This window comes from Desulfoprunum sp. (assembly GCF_053613775.1).
In genome coordinates this window covers 389,906-414,139 of the sequence record NZ_JBSHXH010000004.1, presented here as the reverse complement: position 1 = coordinate 414,139, position 24,234 = coordinate 389,906, and the positions used below count along the sequence as shown (strand labels likewise).

General features: G+C 56.6%; 23 protein-coding genes. 16 read left to right on the top strand and 7 right to left on the bottom strand.

What is annotated here, in order from left to right; all coding sequences use genetic code 11:
* The first annotated feature begins 416 nt into the window (after positions 1-416).
* The 7 genes from ACWGKN_RS05920 (at position 417) to ACWGKN_RS05890 (ending at position 7,151) form a co-directional block, all read left to right on the top strand.
* A complete protein-coding gene (locus ACWGKN_RS05920) occupies positions 417-1,241 on the top strand; it encodes an SH3 domain-containing protein (protein WP_035229146.1) in 825 nt (274 codons plus the stop codon).
* Between the two features lie 227 nt (positions 1,242-1,468).
* Positions 1,469-2,713 (top strand): beta-ketoacyl-[acyl-carrier-protein] synthase family protein, encoded by a 1,245-nt coding sequence (locus tag ACWGKN_RS05915; protein ID WP_035229148.1) that lies wholly within the window; start codon positions 1,469-1,471, stop codon positions 2,711-2,713.
* Positions 2,714-2,872: 159 nt separating this feature from the next.
* Complete coding sequence (locus tag ACWGKN_RS05910; protein WP_035229150.1) at positions 2,873-3,124, top strand: acyl carrier protein; 252 nt, start codon at positions 2,873-2,875, stop codon at positions 3,122-3,124.
* A gap of 3 nt (positions 3,125-3,127) precedes the next feature.
* Positions 3,128-4,510 carry a phytoene desaturase family protein gene (locus ACWGKN_RS05905; protein WP_035229152.1) on the top strand — a complete coding sequence of 461 codons (1,383 nt, stop codon included), beginning with the start codon at positions 3,128-3,130 and terminating at the stop codon, positions 4,508-4,510.
* A gap of 40 nt (positions 4,511-4,550) precedes the next feature.
* A complete protein-coding gene (locus tag ACWGKN_RS05900; protein WP_424256167.1) occupies positions 4,551-5,963 on the top strand; it encodes a phytoene desaturase family protein in 1,413 nt (470 codons plus the stop codon).
* Positions 5,964-5,967: 4 nt separating this feature from the next.
* Entirely contained in the window at positions 5,968-6,705 is a 738-nt protein-coding gene (gene fabG, locus ACWGKN_RS05895) for a 3-oxoacyl-ACP reductase FabG (protein WP_452094866.1), read from the top strand.
* On the top strand, positions 6,705-7,151 hold the full coding sequence (locus tag ACWGKN_RS05890; RefSeq protein WP_035229157.1) for a 3-hydroxyacyl-ACP dehydratase FabZ family protein: 447 nt from the start codon (positions 6,705-6,707) through the stop codon (positions 7,149-7,151). The genes fabG and ACWGKN_RS05890 overlap by 1 nt, the downstream gene beginning before the upstream one ends.
* 5 nt (positions 7,152-7,156) lie before the next feature.
* Here the strand turns inward: ACWGKN_RS05890 and ACWGKN_RS05885 are convergent, their stop codons facing one another.
* Positions 7,157-7,381, bottom strand: a complete 225-nt coding sequence (locus tag ACWGKN_RS05885) for a hypothetical protein (RefSeq protein WP_424256165.1) — start codon at positions 7,379-7,381, stop codon at positions 7,157-7,159.
* 34 nt (positions 7,382-7,415) lie between these two features.
* Here ACWGKN_RS05885 and ACWGKN_RS05880 point away from each other — a divergent pair, with 34 nt between their 5' ends.
* The 6 genes from ACWGKN_RS05880 to ACWGKN_RS05855 are packed head-to-tail and all read left to right on the top strand — an operon-like array spanning position 7,416 to position 12,758.
* Positions 7,416-8,060 carry a MotA/TolQ/ExbB proton channel family protein gene (locus ACWGKN_RS05880; protein ID WP_452094864.1) on the top strand — a complete coding sequence of 215 codons (645 nt, stop codon included), beginning with the start codon at positions 7,416-7,418 and terminating at the stop codon, positions 8,058-8,060.
* Positions 8,061-8,102: 42 nt separating this feature from the next.
* Positions 8,103-8,522 carry a protein TolR gene (tolR, locus tag ACWGKN_RS05875; protein ID WP_035229161.1) on the top strand — a complete coding sequence of 140 codons (420 nt, stop codon included), beginning with the start codon at positions 8,103-8,105 and terminating at the stop codon, positions 8,520-8,522.
* Between the two features lie 32 nt (positions 8,523-8,554).
* Positions 8,555-9,511, top strand: a complete 957-nt coding sequence (locus tag ACWGKN_RS05870) for an energy transducer TonB (RefSeq protein ID WP_035229163.1) — start codon at positions 8,555-8,557, stop codon at positions 9,509-9,511.
* A gap of 38 nt (positions 9,512-9,549) precedes the next feature.
* Complete coding sequence (tolB, locus tag ACWGKN_RS05865) at positions 9,550-10,833, top strand: Tol-Pal system beta propeller repeat protein TolB (RefSeq protein WP_424256162.1); 1,284 nt, start codon at positions 9,550-9,552, stop codon at positions 10,831-10,833.
* Positions 10,834-10,867: 34 nt separating this feature from the next.
* Entirely contained in the window at positions 10,868-12,007 is a 1,140-nt protein-coding gene (locus ACWGKN_RS05860) for a tetratricopeptide repeat protein (protein ID WP_035229166.1), read from the top strand.
* 25 nt (positions 12,008-12,032) lie between these two features.
* Complete coding sequence (locus tag ACWGKN_RS05855; RefSeq protein WP_035229168.1) at positions 12,033-12,758, top strand: TlyA family RNA methyltransferase; 726 nt, start codon at positions 12,033-12,035, stop codon at positions 12,756-12,758.
* 82 nt (positions 12,759-12,840) lie between these two features.
* Here ACWGKN_RS05855 and ACWGKN_RS05850 read toward each other — a convergent pair whose 3' ends face one another.
* Both ACWGKN_RS05850 and ACWGKN_RS05845 read right to left on the bottom strand, forming a co-directional pair.
* Positions 12,841-13,242 (bottom strand): YkgJ family cysteine cluster protein, encoded by a 402-nt coding sequence (locus ACWGKN_RS05850; RefSeq protein ID WP_424256160.1) that lies wholly within the window; start codon positions 13,240-13,242, stop codon positions 12,841-12,843.
* A gap of 110 nt (positions 13,243-13,352) precedes the next feature.
* Complete coding sequence (locus tag ACWGKN_RS05845; RefSeq protein ID WP_035229172.1) at positions 13,353-13,928, bottom strand: YqgE/AlgH family protein; 576 nt, start codon at positions 13,926-13,928, stop codon at positions 13,353-13,355.
* A gap of 271 nt (positions 13,929-14,199) precedes the next feature.
* On the opposite strand from ACWGKN_RS05845, the gene glgB reads away from it, so the two are divergent.
* The 3 genes from glgB (at position 14,200) to ACWGKN_RS05830 (ending at position 17,485) form a co-directional block, all read left to right on the top strand.
* A complete protein-coding gene (glgB, locus tag ACWGKN_RS05840) occupies positions 14,200-16,407 on the top strand; it encodes a 1,4-alpha-glucan branching protein GlgB (RefSeq protein WP_035229174.1) in 2,208 nt (735 codons plus the stop codon).
* Positions 16,408-16,445: 38 nt separating this feature from the next.
* Entirely contained in the window at positions 16,446-16,643 is a 198-nt protein-coding gene (locus ACWGKN_RS05835; protein ID WP_035229177.1) for a hypothetical protein, read from the top strand.
* A gap of 116 nt (positions 16,644-16,759) precedes the next feature.
* Positions 16,760-17,485, top strand: a complete 726-nt coding sequence (locus ACWGKN_RS05830; protein ID WP_424256158.1) for a DUF4126 domain-containing protein — start codon at positions 16,760-16,762, stop codon at positions 17,483-17,485.
* Positions 17,486-17,487: 2 nt separating this feature from the next.
* On the opposite strand, the gene ACWGKN_RS05825 is transcribed toward ACWGKN_RS05830, so the two are convergent.
* The 4 genes from ACWGKN_RS05825 to ACWGKN_RS05810 form a co-directional block, all read right to left on the bottom strand.
* Entirely contained in the window at positions 17,488-19,791 is a 2,304-nt protein-coding gene (locus ACWGKN_RS05825) for a glycosyltransferase family 4 protein (protein WP_452094863.1), read from the bottom strand.
* Positions 19,773-20,738, bottom strand: a complete 966-nt coding sequence (locus ACWGKN_RS05820; RefSeq protein WP_452094862.1) for a mitochondrial fission ELM1 family protein — start codon at positions 20,736-20,738, stop codon at positions 19,773-19,775. Before ACWGKN_RS05820 ends, ACWGKN_RS05825 begins: the two co-directional genes overlap by 19 nt.
* Before the next feature lie 110 nt (positions 20,739-20,848).
* Complete coding sequence (gene pilB, locus ACWGKN_RS05815; RefSeq protein ID WP_452094861.1) at positions 20,849-23,053, bottom strand: type IV-A pilus assembly ATPase PilB; 2,205 nt, start codon at positions 23,051-23,053, stop codon at positions 20,849-20,851.
* Between the two features lie 250 nt (positions 23,054-23,303).
* Positions 23,304-24,230 carry an FAD-dependent thymidylate synthase gene (locus tag ACWGKN_RS05810; protein WP_452094860.1) on the bottom strand — a complete coding sequence of 309 codons (927 nt, stop codon included), beginning with the start codon at positions 24,228-24,230 and terminating at the stop codon, positions 23,304-23,306.
* Between the last annotated feature and the right edge of the window lie 4 nt (positions 24,231-24,234).

Genomic DNA, 24,234 nt, shown 5'->3' with positions numbered 1-24,234 from the left:
GGCGTCATCATCACGGGTCTCAATTCCTGATACGATCCTGTAAGTACAGCCCAGCTGCACGCCAGCAGGAGTATTATACTCTTCATCTCCTTCCATGCACAAATCATTTCCTAATTATTGTAATCGGATACCGGTGACGCAGGATTCCGGCAGTGTCGCCCGGGACCAAATCGTACCCAGTCCTTGACCATCCCTCCCCTCAAACCACACCGGAGCGATACCTCACCCTGATCGTCCACATGCAGGAATAATACCGACACAGCACGGGAAATACACCGGTTCATCAACCGGTATGATGAATTCCCGCAATTTATTGACATCACAGGCTCATGTTGTATAGATTGTCAGCAATTTCCCCTTGGCAAGAAAGTTTTCTTCAGGGCATACACGATCCAACGCACGCATCGGAGCAAGACATGGTTCCATTTCAGTATATCGGCAAGGATTCCGGAAAACGCATTGTATTCCCTCTGCTGTTGTTCCTCTTCCTCCCGGCCGCAACCGAGTTGCATGCAGAAACGCGATATGTCTCCGATCAACTGACCATCAACATCAAGGACAAGCTCGAGCAGCCCTACACGGTGGTGGCCAAGGTGCGCTCCAACGATGCGGTGAACGTTCTGGAAGAAAGTGATGGCTACGCCCGGATAGAAACGGCAGACAAGCAGATTGGATGGATCGCCAATCAGTATCTCACCACTACGGTGCCGAAGACCGTGGTGATCGAACGGCTGCAGAAGGAGATCGAATCGCTGCGGGCACAGCCTGCAGCGACGGACGGCACCGCCACGCCACCAGTCGTGAATTCGGAATTGCTCAAGGAACGCGACCGGCTCCAGCTTGAACTCGAGACGGCCCAGAGCCGGATCACCGAGTTGCAGGAAAAACTGGCGAAGCCGACAGAGCATCCCGCACCACCCGATGCTGGCGCACTCTCTTCGGAGATCCAGGGTCTGATGGACAAAAGGACCCAACTGGAATCGGAAATCACCGCCCTCAGAGCCCAGATTGAAAGCCTCGATGACGGCCGAATCGATATCGATGCCCTGGTTCAGGAAAAGGAAAGACTGGTAACGGAAAATCGTGAGAAGGATCAACGGATCGCCATCCTCACCGCAGAAAACGCCAAACTTGCCAAAAAAACGATGATATACTGGTTCGCTGCAGGCGCCCTGGTATTTCTTGTCGGCATGTTTTCGGGAAAGCTGTTCAGCAGGAAGAAGGCGAAATACTCCTATTGAGGATCAGGCAACAGATGCATATACCGCTTTTCTCCTCAAAGGAATCCTGCGGACCATACGATCAACCTTCAATCCATTGAATTCGGCAGCCGATCATGCTCCATTTTGCCAGGCATCCACCTCCCCATGCAAGGTGATGCGCCGGATCCGGTTTCGCCGCAACCACAATTCCCAAAGAGAATTACACCTTATTCCCCATTCTATTGTCCAAAATTGAGATCCAAGCCATGAACAATCACCTTGATCGCAGAATCGTTATCACCGGAGTCGGCCTAGTCTCCCCGAATGCCGACAACCCCGTGGATTTTCGCCGCAAACTGCTGCACGGTATCAGCGAGATCCAGGAAATCGATCTCCGCTACTTCGGCAAGGCGGCGGCAGGGATATGCACCTTTGACGAAACCAGGCATCGGAAAAAAAAGGAAAACAACCGCGGCACCCGCGCCGGCTGCATCGGGGTCTATTGCGCCCACGAGGCCCTGATGGACGCCGCCCTTGAAATATCAGCCTATGATCCTGCCCGCATCGGCGTCTATATCGGCCTGACCGAGCACGGCACCGTCGAGACCGAAAACGAAGTCTACAACATCAGCCGGTACAACTACGACACCAACTACTGGACCCACCACCACAACCCGCGAACCGTCCTCAACAACCCCGCCGGCGAGATTACGATGAACCTCGGCATCACCGGCCCCCACTACTCGATCGGGGCCGCATGTGCCGCCGGCAATGCCGCCCTGATCCAGGCGGCGCAGATGATTCAACTCGGAGAGGTGGATATGGCGCTCGCCGGCGGCATCTCCGAGTCGGTCGGGTCCTTCGGGATCTTCGCCAGTTTCAAGGCCCAGAACGCCCTCGCCGAGGCCGCCGATCCCCGCCAGGCGTCACGCCCCTTCGATCTCGGCCGCAACGGCATAGTCATCTCCGAAGGGGGCTGCATCTACGTCATCGAGTCCATGGACCGGGCTCTCGCCAGGAATGCGAAAATCCTGGGGGAAATCGTCGGCTACGCAATGAACTCCGATGCCCGGGACTTCGTGCTGCCCTACGGGCCCCGGCAGGCCGAGTGCATGCGGCTGGCCCTCAGGCGGGCCGGACTGCGGCCGGAGAACGTGGATCTGATCAATACCCACGCCACCGGCACCAGACAAGGGGATATCGAAGAATGCAAGGCGATCCGCGAGGTCTTCGGCAATTCGACATCGACCTACATCAACAACACCAAGAGCAACATCGGTCACGCGATGGGCGCCGCCGGGGTCCTCGAACTGGCCGGCAATCTCCCCTCCTTTGAAGATCACCTGGTTCATCCGACCATCAACATCGACCAACTCGACCCGGAGTGCAGTCTCCCCAATCTCGTCGTCAACTCCCCGATCGACGCCGGCGCGATATCGGTTATCCTCAACAACTCCTTCGGCATGGTCGGCATCAACTCGACGCTTATCGTCGGGAAATTCGAGCCATGAACACGGGTGCGGAAAATCGCCCGTGACAAAAAAAGAATGAAAAAGTTCTTGCTTCTATGGTATACATGTACCTTTGCCGATTGTATTTTTCACAAAAGCGGCAACATATCCGACCCTGCAAACACAAGCTACTGATCACTATATTATCTGGAGACCCTCATGACGCGAGAAGATATCAAGGCTCTTATCCTGGAGATTATTCACGACATTGACGACGAGGCGGATTTTGACAATCTGCAGCCCGACCAACCGCTCCGCGACCAGCTCGACCTTGATTCAATGGATTTTCTCGACATCGTCATGGAACTCCGCAAGCGCCACCAGTTGCAGATACCCGAGTCCGACTATCCCCGACTCGCCACTCTCAACAGCTGCGCGGACTACCTGGAACCGCTGTTGCAAGACGCCTGAGGGGTGAAAGTTCCGTTCCTCGTCATCGGCGGCGGGCTCTCCGGCCTTGCCGCCGCCATCAGATTCGCCCGATTCAACCCCGAAGTCCTCATCCTCGAAAAACATACCCGCATCGGCGGGCTCAATTCCTATTTCTACCGCAACAACAGGATCTTCGAGACCGGTCTGCACGCGATAACCAACTATGCCGAGGCGGGCGACAGGAAGGCGCCCCTGAATCGCCTGCTCCGACAGCTCAAGTTCAGCCGCGACCACCTTGATATCCATCAGCAGATCTGCAGCGAAATCGTCTTCAGAGGGGCCGAACGTCTGTTATTCTCCAACGATTTTCAATTGATCACGGAACAGATCGCGACGAAGTTCCCCCATTCCAGCGATGGCTTCGGCCGGCTCGTCACCTTGCTCGACAGCTTCGATCCCTTCAGAATCGCCCCGTTTCGATCCGCCCGGCAGTTCCTCGCCGACATCCTCCCCGACCGTCTGCTGGTCGACATGCTGCTCTGCCCCCTGATGTTCTACGGCTCCAGCATCGAAGACGATATGGACCTCAGCCAATTCGCCATCATGTTCCGATCGATTTTCCAGGAGGGGATGTTCCGGCCGGGCGAAACGATCAAGATCCTGCTCGATCGTCTGCTCGACCATTACCGCAATCTGGGCGGCTCGATCCGCACCGGTGCCGAGGTGCGGGAGATCCTCCACGACGGCCGCAAGGTACACGGCGTTGTGCTGACGTCGGGCGAGACGATCGACTGCGGCGTCGTCCTCTCGACCATCGGCCTCGACGAGACCCTGGCGCTGCTCCATCGCCCGCCGTTGTCCGGCGATACGATACGTCTCGGCTTCGTCGAGACCATCTACCAGTTGCAGGCGTCCCGCTGTCCGGCCCTACCCGCCGACAGGACCATCATCTTCTTCAACAATGCCGATTCGTTCCACTATCGACGCCCTGACCAGCCGGTCGATTTCTCGAGTGGAGTGATCTGCCTGCCGATGAATTTCGCCGGGCTTGGGGCCACCAGCAAAGAGGTTCGGTCCACCCATCTGGCCAGTTACGATCAATGGCAGGCAAGAGCCGCCGACCGCCGGGCCTATGCATCCCTGAAGGTTCAAACCGCCGAACGATCGAGGATGGTGCTCGAAGACATCGTCGGCGATTTCGGCCAGGCGATCGTCTTTCAAGATACCTTCACCCCGTTGACAATCGAGCGCTACACTGCTAAGAAAGAAGGCGCCATTTATGGGAATCCGCAAAAAATAAAGGATGGGGACCTTGGCTATGACAACCTCTTCCTTGCCGGCACCGATCAGGGATTCCTGGGCATCGTCGGTTCGATGCTCAGTGGCGTTTCCATGGTAAATCAGCACATCCTCAACAAATTCTGATCCATTCCGGCACTCAACCTCAATTATCCTGATTATCTCAATGCCTGTGCCATTTTCTCAAGCGTCTGATTCCTATGATGCGATTATCATCGGCTCGGGACTGGGGGGGCTGACGACCGCCAATCGCCTTGCCTATTGCGGCCACAAAGTCCTGCTGCTGGAATACCATCACCAGTTGGGCGGGCTCGCCGCCTGGTTCAAGCGCCACGGCCATATCTTCGATGTGTCCCTGCATGGTTTTCCCCATGGGATGGTCAAGACCTGCAAGAAGTACTGGAACCGGGAGATCATGAACTCCATCGTCCAGCTCAGGAAGATCGTCTTCGACAACCCCCAGTTTTCCCTGGAGACGACCTTCGACCGGCAGGATTTCACCTCGATCCTCGAAAACCAATTCCGCATCCCCCGGCAGACGATCGAGGCGTTCTTCTCCACAGTCTCGTCGATGAATTTCTACGACGACCAGACGATGACCACCCGGGAGCTGTTCGAACAGTTCTTCCCCGGCCGGACCGACGTCCACCGTCTGCTGATGGAACCGATCACCTACGCCAACGGTTCGACCCTGGACGACCCGGCGATCACCTACGGCATAGTTTTCTCCAATTTCATGAGTCGTGGTGTCTTTACCTTCGAAGGCGGGACGGACAGGTTGATCGGCATGATGGCTGCCGAGCTCGAAAAAAACGGGGTGACGATCTGCACCAGATCGAAGGTTGAGCGGATTATCGTCGAAAACGGGAGGGTCAGGGGGGTCGAGGCCAACGGCAGGGTCATCGCGGCCAAGGCGGTGATCTCCAACAGCGGCATCACCAATACCATCAACAACCTCACCGACCGGTGCGCCTTTTCCGAGGCCTTTCTCGAGAAGGCGGCGGCCATCCGGGTCAACAATTCCAGCTGCCAGGTCTATATCGGCATCAGGAAAGGGGACCGGGTACCCGATATCGGCGACCTGCTGTTCACCTCGACCGCCCCGGAATTCGACTCCCGGGAACTGCTCGACCTGCACACGAGGTCAAAGACCTTTTCCCTCTACTATCCGAAGACCCGGCCCGGGCATGACCGCTATACCATCGTCGCCTCGATGAACAGTCGCTTCGAAGACTGGAAAAAAATGGACGACGACCGGTACGCCGGCGAGAAGCAACAGCTGATCGAGCGGACCCTCGGCGATCTCACCCGCTATCTCCCCGACATCCGGACCAAGATCGACTGGGTCGAGGCGGCCACCCCGCGCACGTTCAACCATTACACCCTGCACACCGGCGGGACCTCATTCGGGACCAAATTCGAAGGTCTCGACATTTCCCGCACGATCTTCAAGGAGATCGGCGGACTGTTTCACGTCGGCTCGGTCGGGATCATCATGTCCGGCTGGCTGGGGGCCATCAACTACGGGGTCATCGTCGCCAACGACGCCGATGGCTACCTGCGTTCACTTCGAGGCTGATTCTATGGCTATTTTTCTTCACCAGGTCGCCGTGGTCACCGGTGCGACCCGCGGCATAGGGAAGGCGGTCACCCTCGCCCTGCTGCAGCAGGGGGCAACGGTGGCCGGCATCTACCACAGCAACCACCAGGCGGTCGAGCAGTTGCGGCAGGAGAGCGGCGGGACGGAAAAACTCCACCTCTTTCAGTGCGATGTGGCCGACGAGGCCCAGGTCAATTCCTTCTTCGCCGATGTCGAACAGCGATTCTCGGCCATCGACATCCTCGTCAACTGCGCCGGAATCCGCAGAGATGCAATCCTGGCGATGATGAAGAGCGACGACTGGCGAGAGGTCATCGACACCAACCTCACCGGTTCCTTCCTGATGGCGAAGCAGGCGGTACTGTTGATGATGAAGAAAAAGTACGGCCGCATCATCAACATCACCTCCCCCGTCTCGCATCTCGGATTTGCCGGCCAGGCCAACTACGCTGCCTCCAAGGCCGGACAGATCGGCATGACCAGATCTCTGGCCAAGGAAACGGCGAAAAAAAAGATTACCGTCAACTGCGTCTCCCCCGGCTTTATCGAGACCGACTTCCTTCAGGACCTGCCGAAAGAGCAACTCGATGGCTACAGGGCCCTGGTCCCGATGCGCCGCTTCGGCACAACCGCCGAGGTTGCCGATGCCGTTCTCTTTCTCGCCGGCAGGAACGCCGGCTATATAACCGGCGCCGTGCTGGAAATCAACGGAGGTCTGTGATGCCCGCTCCCGATCCGGAAATACATGCCCTCATCCCCCATCGTCCGCCATTCCTTTGGGTCGACCGGATCGTAACGTATCACGATGACACCATCGTCACCGAAAAAACGATCCCCGCCGATCTGGACATCTTCTCCGGTCACTACCCCGGACATCCGATCATGCCCGGCGTCCTGCTCTGCGAGGCGGTGTTCCAGTCGGGAGCCCTGCTGCTGGCGAAAATGCAGGAAAGCGGAAAAACGGGGACCGAAGCCTGCGTTCCGGTTCTCGCCCGGATCGGTGGCGCCAGGTTCAAAAGGTCCGTATATCCGGGAGATACCATTGTCATGACAGTCAAGCTCACCGAAATGCTCTCCTCAGCCTGGTTTTTTGCAGCAAAGCTTCATGTCCGGGACAAGCTCGCCCTCCAGATCGATTTCTCCTGCACCCTCCGGAAAGCATCCTGAGCCACTCACCGACCGACATGTCCGGCCTGAACAGGAAAGTTACTGGTGCCCGTACTCAAATATTGAACTTTTCCTTGAGAAGCAGTAAAGTCATCGATTTGACATAACCTCTGATTTATTTTAATTTTTTTAAATACTGGATCGCCGGAGCCTGAGTAATTTATCGCAGGATTCCAGGCACTGACTTCACAAGGCAAGGTATTTCCCGTGCAGCTTTCAATCACCGACATGATTTTTCACGCAGGACCGGTAGGACAACTGGTCATGCTGACATTGCTTATATTTTCATTGGCTTCGTGGACCATCGTGTTCATGAAGACCCGTCTTTTCCGCAAGGTCCGGATTGACAGCGAGGACTTTCTCGAAACCTTCTGGGCCTCAACCAACCTGAACGAGGCCCACAAGGCCGCGGCTGAATACGAGTACAGCCCCGAGGCGTCGGTCTTCACCGCCGGTTTTGCCGAACTGCAGAAGATCAACAAGATCCGGACCAGGAAAGACGAGAATGTCTCGGCCGAAACCCTGGAGATGCAGCTTGCGACGATGGACAACCTGAAGCGGGCGGTCAGAAAGGCTGAGGCCCAGCAACTGAACAAGCTCGGCAGTGCGCTCGCCTTCCTGGCCACGACCGGCAGCGCCACTCCGTTCATCGGTCTTTTCGGTACCGTCTGGGGGATCATGGCCTCTTTCCATGACATCGGCCAGCGTGGCTCCGCCTCCCTGGCGGTTGTCGCTCCCGGCATCTCCGAGGCCCTCGTCGCCACCGCGGCCGGGTTGGCCGTTGCCATCCCGGCAGTTATTTTCTTTAATTATTTTTCGAATAGAGTAAACGATATCGATGGGAACATGCAGAATTTCACGACCGATTTCCTCAATCTGGTTGAACGTGATCTGCTGAGTCGGGTGTAACTCTGTTTCAGATCATATCTCTACAATATTGTTGCTGATTCTATGGGACCATTGAACGGAAGAGACCGGAAAGGGCTTGTCGCGGACATCAATGTCACGCCACTGGTCGATGTCATGCTTGTACTGCTGATCATTTTCATGGTTACGGCGCCGATGATGACCCAGGGGCTCGACGTCAACCTGCCGGAAACCACTTCGAAGGCGCTGCGGCAGGACGATGAGCCGCTCATTGTGACCGTCGACAAGGAGGCCAAGATCACCCTGGGCAAGATGGAGGTCAGTCAAGGGATCCTCAAGGACCAGCTGACCAAGATGGACGAAGAGAAAAAGAAAGAACCCATCTACCTGAAGGCTGACAAGGATGTAGCCTACGGTATCGTGGTGGCGGTCATGGCGGATATCAAAGCGGCCGGCTTCGACAAGCTCGGCATGATCACCAAGCCATCAGAAAAGCTCGAATAGGCATGACATACCAGGAATACCGAGTAACATACATGAGCAGCAACAACGACTGGAAACTGCCGCTCAATCTGGCGATCGGTTTTCATATTCTGGTGGCCCTGTCGACGATCCTCTTTCCGTTGATCTTCAAGAGCAAACCGGAATTTGTCGATATTTATTCAGTCAATCTGGTGAATATGGAAGAACCGGCGGCGCCCTCCGCCCCGCCCCCGGCGGCGACTCCGGCCAAGACCCAGTCTCAGCCGCCACCGGCGCCGACACCGCCCAAGGTCATTGAAAAAACGGAGGCTGCGGTCAAGATTCCGCCGAAAGAGGCAGTCCCTGTTGCCGCCGAACAGCCGGCAGAGGTGACGCCGCCGGCGCCGCTCAAGGCGATATCGCTGAAGCCGCTCAAACGGAAGGTCAAAAAAGAGGTCCCGCCGGATGATACGGTTCAGCGGGAAGCGGAAAAGCGCGAACGCGAGATTGAAAGACAGAAGCGGCAGCAGCTGGCCGAAAGCCTGAGGGCCGAACAGGATGCGGCGGAAGAGGCGCAACTCGCCGCCGAAGTGGCTGAGGCGGAACGCAAACTGATGGAGCAGACCAGACAGCGGTTGTCCCAGATCCGTTCATCCATTCAGAGCAGCTCTTCCTCGACCGCCACAAGCGCCTCGGCCACGTCGAGCAGCTCGACAACTCAAGGAGGCGAGTCGAACAGTGCGCTCGACGCCCAGTATTATGCCGCCGTGGCCGCCCGGATTCAACCGTTCTTCCAGCTGCCCGAGATCAAGACTTTCGATCCGGCCCTGGTGACGATTGTCGTAATTACCATCAACCAGAGCGGGGAAGTCGCCGATACCCAGATCGAATCCAGTTCCGGCGATGCATTGTACGACCAGTTCGTACTCAAGAGTATAGAGGCGGCCAATCCGTTACCACCGATACCGCCGGCCCTGCGGAAACAACGCATCGAAATGGGGCTCAAATTCAGCCCTGGCGGAATCCATTAGTCGTTCAACCCTGACCTCAGACCAACAGCATGTACTCCATGACCATGTCCAAAACCGCATTTGCTCTCATACTTCTGCTTCTGTCGTGTTTCAACCTGCCAGCCACATCCCGGGCCGACGACAGGGTGTATGTCGACATCACCGCCTCCAGTACCCGTAAGATCAACTTCGCCGTGCCATGGTTCGCCAGCACCCAGGGCGGCCAGGACCAGAGTAAGGGCAAGGAACTGGCCGACACCCTGGCCAAAGCCCTCGAATTTCACGGGGTCATCGGAATCTCGCCCACTGCCGAGTACGGCGGCACCCAGTCGGCGAACTGGCGGCAACTGGGCGTTGATTACGCCGTTCTCGGACAGTTCGGTCTGTCCGGCAAGAACCTGTCGTTGGAAATTCGTGTCCTCGATATTGCGACCGATCAAGTTCTCCTCGGCAAATCCTACACTGGGACGTTGCAGCAGCAGGACGAAATGCTGTTCAAATTCTGCGACAGTGTGATTGAAGCCCTGACCGGAAAACCAGGCATCGCCTCCACCAAGATCGCCTTCATTTCCTACACCCGGAACGCCAAGGAAGTGTATCTTACCGACATCCTGGGCCATAAACTGCGGCAGATCACCCGTCACCGGAATCTCACCGTTTCGCCGCGGTTTACGCCCGATGGCAAGATGCTCAGCTACACCTCCTACCATTCCGGCAACCAGAACCTCTATATCACCGATCTCAGTCAGAGCAAGACTACCCGTCTGATTTCAAAGAGAAAGGGTATGAACCTCGCACCCGGCTGGTCGCCGGACGGCAGGTACATGATCCTGACGATGTCGATCAACGGCAATCCCGACCTGTATCTCTGTGACAGAAATGCCAAAGTTATCGAACAGCTGACCGATCGCGCCGGGATCAACGTCTCTGCTTCCTGGTCGCCGGATGGCAGCCAGATTGTCTTCGTCTCGGATCGCAGCGGCAAGCCCCATCTGTATCTGATGAATCTTTCGACCCGCCAAGTCCAGCGGTTGACGTTCGAGGGATCGGAAAACTCCGAACCATCCTGGTCCCCCACCGAAAATCTCATCGTCTATACCAGCCTCCGCAACGGGGTCTACCAGGTCTGCACGATAAAACCCGATGGGAGTGCCGGGCAGCAACTCACCGACGATCTCAGTCATCATGAAATGCCAAGCTGGTCCCCTGATGGAAATCAGATCATCTTTGCAAAACGTGGCGGCAACAGGCACCAGATTTATGCCATCATGAAAAACGGCAGTTTCCAGCGGCCTATCTTCTCGTTCCCGGGCAGCAACACCTATCCCCGGTGGTCGCGTTAAACACCTTCATCCCTAACTCAGCCTGCCAATTCATATGAAAAAAACCATCCTCCATTTTGCACTGATTTTAGCCGTCTCCCCTTTCCTTCTGCAGTGCGCGACGCAGAACGAGGTCCAGAACCTCCAGTATCAGCTGCGGTTGATGAACAAAAAGATGGAAGACATGAAGTCGAACACTGTCGGGGAAATCCAGAAGCGACAGGCCGATTCGTCCGGTCAGATGAGCCAGCTCGAACAGGAGATCATGACCCTGAAGAGCCAGCTTGAGGAAACCAGGCAGCTCAACAGCCAACTCAAGGATAAGAATGCCGAGCTTGAGAGCAATTTTTCCAATTACACCCAGCAGGAAGCCGCCAAACGTGACGAGGCCATGCGGCGGATGGAAGAGGAGCAGAAGGCCAAAGAAGCGAAATTGGCAGAGCTTTCTGAAAAAATGAAGGTGCAGCAGGAAAGTGTTCAGGCGATGCAGGAGGCGAGGGTGCAGGAGGCCGACCGCCGCGCCCGGGAGGCGAAACTTGCGGCCGAAAGGGCGAAGGCACGGACACAGGCAGCCGGCAGTGCCCTCACGACCGGCGGTGCCGGTGTGGTGAAGATAGGGGCGACGCAACAAAAGAAGATCCTTTCCTCTTCGACGCTGCCGGAAACCACCTCTTCGACACCGGTACAAACCTCGACGGCAGCAGCCACACCGCCTCCATCCGCACCGGCCGCCCAACCCGAGGTCCAACAGCATCCGGCGACCGAATCCGCCCCGCCCCAGACTGCTGCTCTCTCCCCCGCCTCATCGCCGGCCCCTGCAGCCGCCAAGACAGGTGGTGGACTTGCCGAGGCCAAAAATCTCTATGACAGCGGCAAATATCAGCAGGCCTACACAATGTATGAACAGGTCGTCCGGGACAACGGCACCGGCAACGATGCCATCGATGCCCGCTATATGATGGGAGAGTGCCTGTTCCAGCAGAAGGAGTTCGATCAGGCGATCCTTCAATATCAGAAGATTATCGCCCAGCAGGCCAAGCACCCGAAGGCGGCATCGGCGATGCTGCGCCAGGCCATGGCGTTCGAAAAGCTTTCCGACAACGAGACTGCCAAGATCATCTACCAGAAAATCCTGTCCAGTTACGGATCATCGCCGGAGGCAGCGCAGGCGCAGGAAAAACTCAACAAGATGTAACGTTGGTGCGACCCGGACCCAGGCCGTGAAGATCCGCCTCGATGCGCTCCTGCTGGAGAGAAAGCTGGTTCAGGAGTTAGACAAGGCCAAGGCCTTGATCGGCGCCGGCGAGGTGCTGGTAAACGAGCGGGTGGTCGACAAGGTCGGGTTTCTCTGTGACTCTGCCGCCGTTATCCGGATCCGGGCACATTGTCCCTACGTCTCCCGGGGAGGTTTGAAGCTGGCAAAAGGACTCGATCATTTCAGCATCGATCCAAGCGGCTGGGCCTGCATCGATATCGGGGCATCGAGCGGCGGGTTTACCGATTGTCTGCTTCAGCGTGGCGCCAGGAGGGTCTATGCCGTCGATGTCGCCTACGGCCAACTGGACTGGAAAATTCGCCAGGATCCTCGGGTGCTCGTGCTTGAACGGTGCAATGCCCGCCAGTTGACACCGGCACAGCTGCCCGAGCCAATCGACCTGGCGGTAATGGATGTCTCCTTCATCTCCATCACCAAGATCATCCCTGCCCTGTTACCTTTGTTTACAAGGCCATTTGCCCTGCTGGCGCTGATCAAACCGCAGTTCGAACTGCCGAAGGAGGATATTCCGCGCGGCGGGGTAGTCCTTCTCGAGGCACTTCACCAGAAGGCCATCGACCTCGTCACCGATTATGCCCTGGGCCTGGGCCTGATGTCTGACGGTACCGTCCCCTCCCCTATTCTGGGTCCCAAGGGGAACAAGGAATTTCTCATTTACCTGCACTCCTGACGAACCTGGGGTGGTCCCCTTTTGTCGATGGCTTTCTACTCCCCCCCTTCTATCCACTACCCAGTCAGCGGTCGGATCGGAATCAGCAACTGATTTTTTCCATGTCGGTCATAATCCGGCGGAGAATGCGACAGAATTCCTCGTAGCCGATCTCCGCCCGTATCCCGGGACAGGATTCGGCGATGATGTGAAAATTCAATTCATCATCGAGGATTGAAGGATGGAGGGGCCATTGCCGGCATCGCCAGGGACGTCCGGCATGGACGAGGCATCCCTGATCATAAAAAATGCAATGACCGTCGACTGTCTGCATCTGGACGGTCGTGCCGGTCACCCGCCAGTATTTCGACTTGACCTGTTCGCGATGAAGGTTGAGACATTGAACCATCTGCCGCTGGTCGTTTTCATCGAGTGACACGGTGGTCTCCCCATGGCAACAGAAGCCGCAGCGGCGACAGGTAAAAATTCTTTCGATTTCCAACATGAATATCTCGCAAAAAAACAGTGAACAGCCACGCCGCCGATGGACGCGGCATCATTGAGCTATGATCATGTGATGAGGCAGGTGAATGAGCAGAAGATCGGCCCCCGACACTACGCGTAGCCGATATAATCCCCAAAGGTCGAAATGTCGATACCGAACTGCATCGCCGCCGCCTTCCATTTGAATTCATCGGGGGTATCGAAGATGATATGATCGCTGGCCGGAACAGTCAGCCACCCGTCGCTGACCAGTTCCTGTTCGAGTTGCCCGGGGCCCCAGCCGGTATATCCAAGCAGAAAGAGAAATTTTTCGGGGCCCCTGCCCCGGGCTATGTCTTCCAGGACCTTGGTTTCCCGAGACAACGAGATGGTCGGGCTGATCTCCAGCCGATATTCAGTCTGATAATCAGACTGGTAGAGGATAAAAGCGGATTCCAGCTCAACCGGACCCCCGACATAGACCGGCGGCAGTTTCTTTTCAGGAATCGGCAGGTGCGCCCCATTCAGGATTTCCGACAGACTGAAGGCGGGATTAGGTTTATTGACCGCGACTCCCATCGCCCCCTCGTTGTTATGAGCACAGATGAGAATCACCTGTTCTTCGAAACGGGGATCGGGCATCCTTGGCGTGGAAACCAGGAAGGAACCGGTGAGCGTATCGATAATCGGGGTCCTGTTCAATTGCATGGTGTTCCCCCTCGTGAAAATGGGTTCGCGGTACTCTGCAGGCAACTGCTGTCGTCGGCATCCTCCACTACATAGTATCAGACCGGCTTCCCGCTCGTCAAGTCAACCCGGTCCAGGCTCGGTTGCAATCGGGCCTGGCGTGGCGTCCTGGTCGCGCTTCCTGGATGAAAACGGGAAAATGACCATGACAAATGGGCGCCAATGCCATACACTTCTAAAAAACGAGCAAGTCTCCGGCAAACCTCCCTTCTCAACGCAGGCCGCAACGACCATGGATCTCAATCAACACATCGACCGCATCATCCATTCCGCCCATTACGATCCTTTTCAGATCCTCGGTGTTCATTTTTCCGGCGAGAATGAAGAGACGGCTACCATTCGGACCTTTCAGCCCCATGCCCGAAAGGTGGAACTGCTGATCGGCAACGCGTCCACCGAGATGGCGAGGATCCGGGAGGAGGGGATGTTCGAGGCCGTTCTTGACCGGTCCTCCCTTGCCGATGCCGATCTCGATCCCTTCACGTATCGGTTTACCATCCATTACCACAGTGGATTCGTGGAGACGGTCAACGATCCCTACCGTTTTCTCCCTCAGCTTGACCAAGACGACCAGTATCTATTCAACTTCGGGACCAATTATCGACTGTACGATCACCTCGGCAGTCATTGCGCGGTGGTGCAGCATGTGGCCGGAGTCATCTTCCGGGTCTGGGCTCCGAATGCCGAGGCGGTCAGCGTGATCTGCAATTTCAATGGCTGGGACGGCAGAATCCACCCGATGCGTTCCCTTGGCGGCTCGGGAATCTGGGAACTGTTCATTCCGGGACTGCAGGAGAATGAACTCTATAAATTCCGGATCAGGACCAAGGGCGGAAATTTTGTCGAGAAATCCGATCCCGTCCAGTTTTACGGCGAACTCCGGCCGAAAACCGCCTCCATCGTCCGCGATCTCAACCGCTACCAGTGGCAGGATCACGAGTGGCAGGAGAACAAACGAACCGTGGCGCCCTATGACCGGCCGCTGTCGATCTATGAGGTCCATCCGGGATCATGGCAGCGGGACCCCGCTGATCCGGACCGCTTTCTCACCTTCAGGGAGCTGGCGGACAAATTGATTCCCTACGTCAAGAAACTCGGCTTTACCCATATCGAATTGATGCCGGTGATGGAACATCCGCTCGATGAATCCTGGGGCTACCAGGTCACCGGACCGTTCAGCATCACCAGCAGATACGGGATTCCGGAAGATTTCATGTACTTTGTCGACCAGGCTCACCTGAGCGGGATCGGCGTCATCCTCGACTGGGTTCCGGCCCATTTTCCCAAAGACGACCACAGCCTGGGGCATTTTGACGGCACGTCGCTCTACGAGCACGAGGACCCCCGGCTTGGCTCCCATCCCGAATGGGGGACCTTCATCTACAATTACGGACGCAAGGAAGTCAGCAACTATTTAATTGCCAATGCCTTGTTCTGGCTGGATAAATATCATATCGACGGCCTTCGCGTCGATGCCGTCGCCTCGATGCTCTACCGCGACTACGCCCGGCGGGAGGGTGAATGGCTGCCGAACTGTTACGGGGGCAAGGAGAATCTCGAGGCGATCGAATTCCTCCGCCACACCAACTCCGTGGTCTTCAATCACTATCCCAACACGCTGATGATCGCCGAGGAATCGACCAGTTTCTATGGCGTGTCCAAACCCGCCGATGTCGGCGGTCTCGGCTTCGGTTTCAAATGGAACATGGGGTGGATGAACGATATCCTCAGTTATTTCTCGAAGGATCCGCTGTTCAGGAAATTCCATCACAACGCCCTGACCTTCTCGATCATGTACGCCTTCTCGGAGAATTTCATTCTGCCGATGTCGCATGACGAGGTCGTGCATGGCAAACGGTCCCTCATCGACAAGATGCCGGGCGACCTGTGGCAGAAATTTGCCAACCTCCGGCTTCTCCTGCTGGTCATGTGGATGCACCCGGGCAAGAAACTCCTCTTCATGGGCGGCGAGTTCGGTCAATGGACGGAATGGTATTGCAAACGAAGTCTCGACTGGCATCTCCTCGAACAAAACGACCTGCATCGGCAGACCATGACCTTTGTCGAGGCGTTGAACGCGATGTACCTGGAAAATCCCTCACTCTGGCAGCAGGACTCTTCGTATCACGGCTTTCGCTGGATTGACCTCGAAGACCGGAACAACTCGATCATCTCGTTCGTCCGCTATGCCCGCAACCGTGAAGATCACCTGGTCGGGGTGTTCAACTTCACCCCGCAGACGTTCTTCAAATACACCATCGGTCTGCCGACCGGCAGGCAGTATCAACAGATTTTCTGCTCGAACGACACCGTATTCGGCGGCAGCGGGGCTGACGAAAATGCGGTATATACCCCTGTGGCCGATCCATATGCCCAGGCTGATTACCGTACCACCTTGAAGATCCCGCCACTTGCCGGCGTCATCCTCAAACCGTGTTGACAACTGCCCCTCCATCACCACTACCCGGAGAAAGAAATATGACCGCACTCCCGACACAACTTCCCGGCGAGAGAGTAAAAAAGGCGCTCGTGGCCTATTGTGAGATGAAGGAAAAGTACCCGGAACGTGACCACCGCAGTCTCCTGCAGCAGGTTGAAACCAGATTCGACCTGACTCCGCTTGAATGCGAGTTTCTCAACCGTCAGATCCTGGAAGACGAAAAATATCGATGCTGAGCATATTTCGGCTCCGCTCAACCTGATCCGGATAAGCCCCAGCGGAGCATCACCCATCCCAACGACTTGCCGCTTCGGCATGAAAGCCGAAGCGCTGAATACAAGGAGTCAGAACGATGGACGCCTACCACCAGATAATCGCCACCATCGCGCTTATGATGGGCACCGCCTGGGCAAGCGGCATCAATCTCTATGCCACTATCGCCATGCTCGGCATCCTTGGAATCACCGGCGATATCGTTCTGCCCTCATCCCTCGTCATCCTTCAGGATCCACTCATCATCGGCGCCGCCTCCCTGATGTACTGCGTCGAATTTTTCGCCGACAAGACTCCGGGAGTGGACACCGGCTGGGATGCGATCCATTCATTCATCAGGATACCCGCCGGGGTAATGCTTGCCGCCGGCGCAGTCGGCGATGTGAATCCGGCCCTGGCGATTGCGGCCGGCATCCTCGGGGGGTCGGTCTCCGCCACCAGCCACATGATCAAGGCCGGCTCCCGGGTCCTGATCAACACATCACCCGAACCATTCTCCAACTGGGCGGCTTCGTTCACCGAAGATGTGGCGGTCATCGGGGGGCTCTGGCTGGCACTCCATTCTCCCGTGCTCTTCCTTGCCCTCTTTGTCCTGTTCATCCTGCTGGCAATCTGGCTCATTCCCCGACTGTGGCAGGCGATCGTCACCGTCTTCAGGAAGCTCTCCTGCCTCTTCGGTAAACACAATGGAGCAGGTTCAAACGGCCGGCCCGGAGGCTTCTCCGCCGGCAGCCCAGGCTCAACCGAGCATCGCGGTCAATCGCTCGACGTCAGACTCCCGCCGCCGGAATCGCCTGCCCCTTGAGTTCATGCCGGAGCGAGAGCTCTCCTCCCGCCAAGCAGCTTTCGATACAGGGCCTCCGTCTGTTCACACATGGAATCGGTGGTGAAATTCTCCCGGACCCGGATCTTCCCCTTTTCACCAAATTCGGCGAGCCGGGATGATTCCATGGACAGCGCCTCATCGAGGGCGCGGGCCATATCAATCGGATCGGATGGCTGCACCAGCCAACCGGTCTCCAGATCGACAACGGTCTCGAGACTCCCGCCATGCGCGGTGGCGATGACCGGCTTGCCCATCGCCATCGCCTCGATAGTCGTTCGGCCGAAGGCCTCGGGCTCGCTGGATGAGGCGGAAATGACGATATCCGCCAGGGCATAGGCTGCCGGCATATCCATGCAATGCCCCACCATCCTGACCTTGCCGGCCAGGCCGGAATGCGCCGTCAACTGCCTCAGTTCCTCGACAAATCCCGGATTTTCTTCGGTATCCCCGACCAGGACGGCCTGGAAGTCCTGATGGCGCAACATACCGAGACACTTGATGAAAACGTCCTGTCCCTTCAGCCGGGTCAGCCGTCCCGGCAGCATGATAAGAGGCGTTTGATCGTTGATTCCCCATCGCTGCCGCAGATTCTCGACGCGCATGGGATCAACGTGTTCGGTGGCAAACTGCTGCATGTCGACTCCCCGGAAGATAAGGGTCACCCCCTCCTCCCGGCCATAACGCTCCCGAATATGCCTCCTGATGCTGTCCGAAACGGCAATGACCCCTGTTCCTTTTGCCATGATCGCGCTGTAGGCGTTCACCGAATAGAAACCATGAAAGGTGGTCACCAGGATCGGCCGCCGGCATTCCGGCAGGGATTTCCAGGCCAGATAACCGACCCAGGCCGGCATGCGGGAACGCAGGTGCAGGATATCCACCTTGTTTTTCTGCAACAGCCGGCGAAGAGGCAGGACATATCGCAGCGACAACGGAGATTTACTGCCGACAGTCCACGTGATATGGCGGCTCCCCTCTTTCTCGAGTTGGGAAACGAGTCGTCCACCCCCGGAAATAACGATCGATCGATGTCCTTTGCCAGCCAGATAGCGGCCAACCTCGAGGGTCCCCCGTTCGACTCCGCCACCTTCAAGTTCAGGCAGCATCTGCACGACAGTGAGACAACGTCCGGTTCGTTTCGCCTCTTTTTCCTCGAGCAGGCGCATATACAGATCGACCGTCTTGTTGCACATCAGTGACGCGGTAAAATGCCGGGTCACCCAATCCTTCCCCTCCGCGCCCATCCTGCGCAGCCGGACCTGGTCGGCAAGGGCCTGCCGTATGGCCTCGGCCATGGCATGCGGGTTGGAAGGCGGTACCAGCCATCCGGTCACCCCATCCACCACCGTCTCCAGGCTGCCGCCATGGGCAGTGGCAATGACCGGCCGCCCCATCGCCATGGCCTCGATGGCCACCTTCCCGAAGGCCTCCGGTTGGCTGGATGAGGCGGAGACGACCATGTCGGCCAGCAGCATGGCAGCCGGCATGTCCGCGCAATGCCCTACCAACCGTACCTTGTCTTCCAGGCCATAGTTGACGATCTTCTCTCGCAATCTATTGGTAAATGACTGATTTTCATCAATATCACCAACGCACAGGGCAATAAACGGCAGATCTCTGATCAGATTGAGGCTATCAATGAAGACCTCCTGTCCTTTCCATTGGGTGAGCCGCCCTGGAAGGACGATCACTGGAAAACGGTTGTCATCGAGTTGCCATTGTTGTCGCAGGGCGTCGATCCGATCCGACTCGACCCGGTCCGGATCGAAGCATTGGACCTCAAAGCCGCCGTGAATAAGCTCAATTCTGTTCGGATCGATATGATAATTCTGGAGGATGTGGTCACGAATCGTTTTCGAGACGGCGATAACCTTCTCGCCTTTGGTCATGATCGTTGAATACTGGTTGACCGAGTAAAACCCATGGAAACTGGTGACAAGGGCGGGACGGGAGTCATCCGGAAGCATATTCCAGGCCAGATATCCTATCCAGCCCGGCAACCTCGATCGGAGATGGACGACATCAATTTTTTCCTCGATATACAATCGCTTGAGTTTATGGATATATTTCAGGCATCTCGTATTTTTTTCGCCGATGCAGGGCCAGTGCAGATGCTCGCAGCCGTTGCCTTCCAGCAGCGGAACCAGTCGGCCCCCTCCGGAAATGACAATCGACCGATGACCGCATCGGGCGAGATGGATGGCGAGTTCCACCGTTTCCCCCTCGACCCCGCCTTCCTCCAGTTCTGGTACAATCTGTACGATATTCAATTTTTTGGTGGCCATCTCTTCACAATCTCTTCAGCACAGCGCCTGGCTTCATGCAAGGGCTCGTTATTTTCGGACCACGCCGACTCCTGTCCTGCGAGCCAGGCCGAATAGACGACGGCAATCCCTCGTGCCGTCAGGTAGTCCGCACTTCTTTTGAATTTATTGGTAGAGTTCAACCATTCCACCGGTAACAGACCAACCCTGCACCCGGCGGACAGCGCCTCATACACCATCGACATCGAATCGGCGGTAACCCAGACATGCAGGCTCCGGGCGTATTGTTGTTCAATCCACCCGGGAGATGTCTCTTCATATCTGATGAATTCGATATTGGCGGACGCACGCGCCGCCTCGGTCAGCACCTCGGCGGTATCTGCGGGGGTACGCGGCGACGAGGCGACTGTCCAACGAATATCCGGCCACCGCCGGGCAATCTGCCGAACCTGACCGACCGTCTCTGCCGATTGCCAGCGATGACTTTTATTATCAACGCCGCCGATGAGAATCAGTCCGAGAGACGGGTCCTTGGCGCCGGACGGTCGCGAGCAGTTGGGAGGACCAATGGTGGTCATGATATTGCCGCCGTCCTTCACTCCATCATGCATCGGGACAAAGCAGAGGTTAAAAAAAGGTCGCAGGTAGGAGGCCGGAGTCATGCAGGTCACGGCCGGAATCCCCGCAACCCTCTTCGTTCTGAGCATCGGCACGTGGGTCGAAGAACCGGTACCGATAAGCAGATCGATATCATCATCCCCTTTCAGTTCGTCCGTCGCCCGCGCCGCAAGAAGCCCGACGAGTTCGGCGATATTTCCCGTCAACCCCTTCCGCTCGACCCTGATCTCGATGATTTCCAGGTCGACCAGCCGGCCGAGCTCATACAGGATTCCTCTGGTCTGTTTTTCATGACCCGGCCGGCCGTCAAAAAAGGCGAGGACTTTCATTGGCTGTTTATTTTCAGTCATGGGATGCAGCATACACGCTCACGATCTCCATGCAAGATCGATTTCTCCGGCTGTCGGTGGCACCGGAACTTTGAAGTTTCGCTATGATACTGCAGGGAAATATATCGGGATTAACGCGCTTGAGGGGGAGGACCGGGAGGCGGCTTCCGTGCCCCTCCGCCGGCAAGCTTGACGATGATCTGGTTGGATTTCTGCAACCTGCTCGTCATGGTCTTGAAAAGATGACTGGAAACATCCGGGTATTTTTCGATAATTTCATCGATCTTATTTCCTGGGTATCGTTTGATGGTGCTTCGCCCCTGGGAAATGATGGTCGCCGTCCGCTGTTCGCCGGAGATGGCGGCCATTTCCCCGAAATATTCGCCCGGTTCGGTCAGTTCGGCGATCTTTTTCCCGCCCTTGATGACCATCAGGGCGCCGCGGATGAGTTTGAAAAAATCGATATCGGTGTTTCCTTCCCGAATAACGATGTCCCCGTCTTCGTAGTTTTCGACATCCGGGTTGACCAGATAGGCCGGCAGGCTCTCCTTGTGGGCCACTGTGCGGCGCATCGCCTCATCGATACTGGTGATTCCCTGCCGGACCTTTTCCAGGGCGGCCTCCCGGAGCGGCGTCATCCCTTCCTGGATGGCGACCTTGCGCAGTTGATCCTCGGGTACCTCGGCGCTGACCGCCTTGCAGACCTCGTCGGTCATTTCCATCAACTCAAAGAAACCGACCCGTCCCTTGTAGCCGAGGCCGTTGCATTCCGAACAGCCGGACGGTCCGTAGGTGACGACCGTATCCACTTCATCCTCACGAAAACCGGCCCGCAGCAATTCCTCCCTGGAATGTTTGACGACTTTTTTACATTTCTCACACAGTCTCCGGCCCAACCGCTGCGACAGCACCATGGTCACCGATGAGGCGAGCATATAGGGCGGAACACCTATGTCAACCAGACGACCGATCGTCGCCGCGCTGTCGTTGGTATGCAGGGTGGAGAACACCAGGTGGCCGGTCATGGCCGCCTTGATCGCGATCTCGGCGGTTTCCATGTCACGGATCTCACCGACCATGATGATATCCGGATCCTGGCGAAGAAAGGCCTTGAGGGCTGCGGCGAAGGTCATGCCAACCTCGTTGTGGACATTGACCTGGTTGATACCCTTGAAGTTGAACTCAACCGGGTCTTCCGCCGTGAGGATTTTGATATCCTCGCTGTTCAACGAATTGAGGGCCGAATACAGGGTCACCGTCTTGCCTGAACCCGTCGGCCCGGTGACCAGCAGCAGACCCTGAGGTCTCGCCAGACAGCGCTTGAGCATATCGAATGTCTTGTCTTCGAACCCCAGCCTGGTCAGATCGACATTGAGCGAGCTTTTGTCGAGGATACGAAGAACGACGGATTCACCGTAAAGAGTCGGCAGGGAAGAGACCCGAAAATCGACGGACCGGTTTCGTCCGACCCGCATCTTGATACGGCCATCCTGCGGCACCCGCCGTTCGGTGATATCGAGGCCGGAGAGGATCTTGAGCCTGGCGACCAGGGCATTCTTGATGGTCAGCGGCAGGTTCATCGCCTTGAACAGGGAGCCGTCCTTGCGATACCGCACCTGCATATTTTTTTCATAGGGCTCGACATGGACATCCGAGACCCCATCCTGAACCGCCTTGATCAGGATGCCGTTCACCAGTTTGATGATCGGGGCATCGGAGGCGGCAAACTGATCGAGATTTTCTTCATTGCTGCTGGAATCAATCTCGAAATCATCCGCCGCCTCGGCCAGGATCGACCCGAAGTCATCAACCTCGGTGACCTTCTCATCCTCGTGCGACTCTTCCTTCGCCAGGAAGAAGCTCTTCGCCTCCTCATCGTTGATGCCGTAGTACTTCCTGTAGGCATCAACGATATCTTTTTCGGTTGAGACACAGACCGACAGTTCCTTGTTCAGGGCGTTCTGCAGTTCCTCCACGGCCATCGCATCGGTCGGTTCGGACATGGTGATCTGCAATGTATTGCCGGCCATCCGCAACGGAAAGGCCATATACTGCTTGGCGGTCTCGTAGGAGAGGAGTTTCAGCGCGTCTTTGGAAGGCGGTTCATTCTGGATGACAACAGGGGGATAATTGTGTTGTCGACTGAGAAAATTGATGACCGTGTTCTCATCGATATAGTCAAGCTGACGCAGGATGGTGCTCAACCGCCCACCGTTTTTCTGCATCTCCTTCTTGGCGTTTTCCAACTGCGATGGCGTTATATACCCGGCCTTGCTTAACAGTTCGCCAATCTTCAGTTTACCCGCACCGGACTGGTCCTTGACGGTTTTCTTCATCGAGGTTCCGGTACGACTTGCCGTACTCGCTAACGCAGCCATATTCGCATTCATCCTGAATAGGTATCTTCTCTTCCGATCTTTCCATCGGAAAGCCTTAAGCCTGTAAAATACCTTGTTTCCATGGGGAATGAAATTGATTATTATATGTATTGCGTCCGTTTCCCCCATTGCCTGTGGGCGGCACGCAAGGCAAAACAGTCCTTTCACCCCGGCATCGGGTGAAAGGACTGTTCGCGTCCCGCACGGTCTATAACAACGGGTATCTTTTTCTGAACTCTGCAGCGAGCGGAATCATGATCTCCCGCATTGATGGTTCTGCTGCCTGGGTGGTCCGCAACGAGAAGATGTGTTTCCATTCCGCAAGATTACAATACATGATGATCTCGGTCTTGCAGGAATTGGGGAGAACGGTACGTGCCGCCTGGGGGGTGGAGGTCTCGAGGAGCTGGAGATACAGCCGTTCGGTTTCCTCCATCGCCTGTTGCCAGAGACTGTACTCCGCCGTGCCCTTCTCAAAAAACATCGGCTTGATAAAGGTCACCTGGTTGCCGAACTTGTCCTGGCTGTAGCGGCAGTAGCGCTGACTCTCCTGCAGGAAGGAACAGGGGCGGTGCCGCACCAGCTCGTGGGTGACCGCCCGGTTGACAACGAACCTGACCCCGACATGCCGATGCCGGCGCAGGAGATCGACCGGCATATTTTCGACCTCGGAGAGGCTCATTTTGCGGAAATCAAGCCCAGCCTCCCGCGGCCGGACCTTGTCCGCCGGGAAGACACTCTCGAAGAGATAGGGGGTTTTGCGGTGCAGAACGGACAGGATGCCGTTGACGATCGGATTGTCGCCATGCTGCAGGGCCATTTCGCGATAGGCCCTGATTGAACCGGTGACGATGCAGCCGGCCGGTAACGGGTCGATGATCAGAAACCTGGGCTGGCAGGCAAAGAGCTCGCCCAGCCGTTCCGGACGACAGGTGATCTCGAACGTCGCCACCGCCATCTCGAGCACCGAATTATGGCCATGGGCCGAGACCTTCGTGACAAAGGGGATTGCCGAATCCTCCGTGATCTTATCCTCGCTTTTGTAGCAGATCCTGCCGCAGGCCTCGAGTCGTACGGCCAGAGAGGAACGATCGAGATCATCCTGGATTGCAAACGAAGGGTCGACAATCTTCATAGGC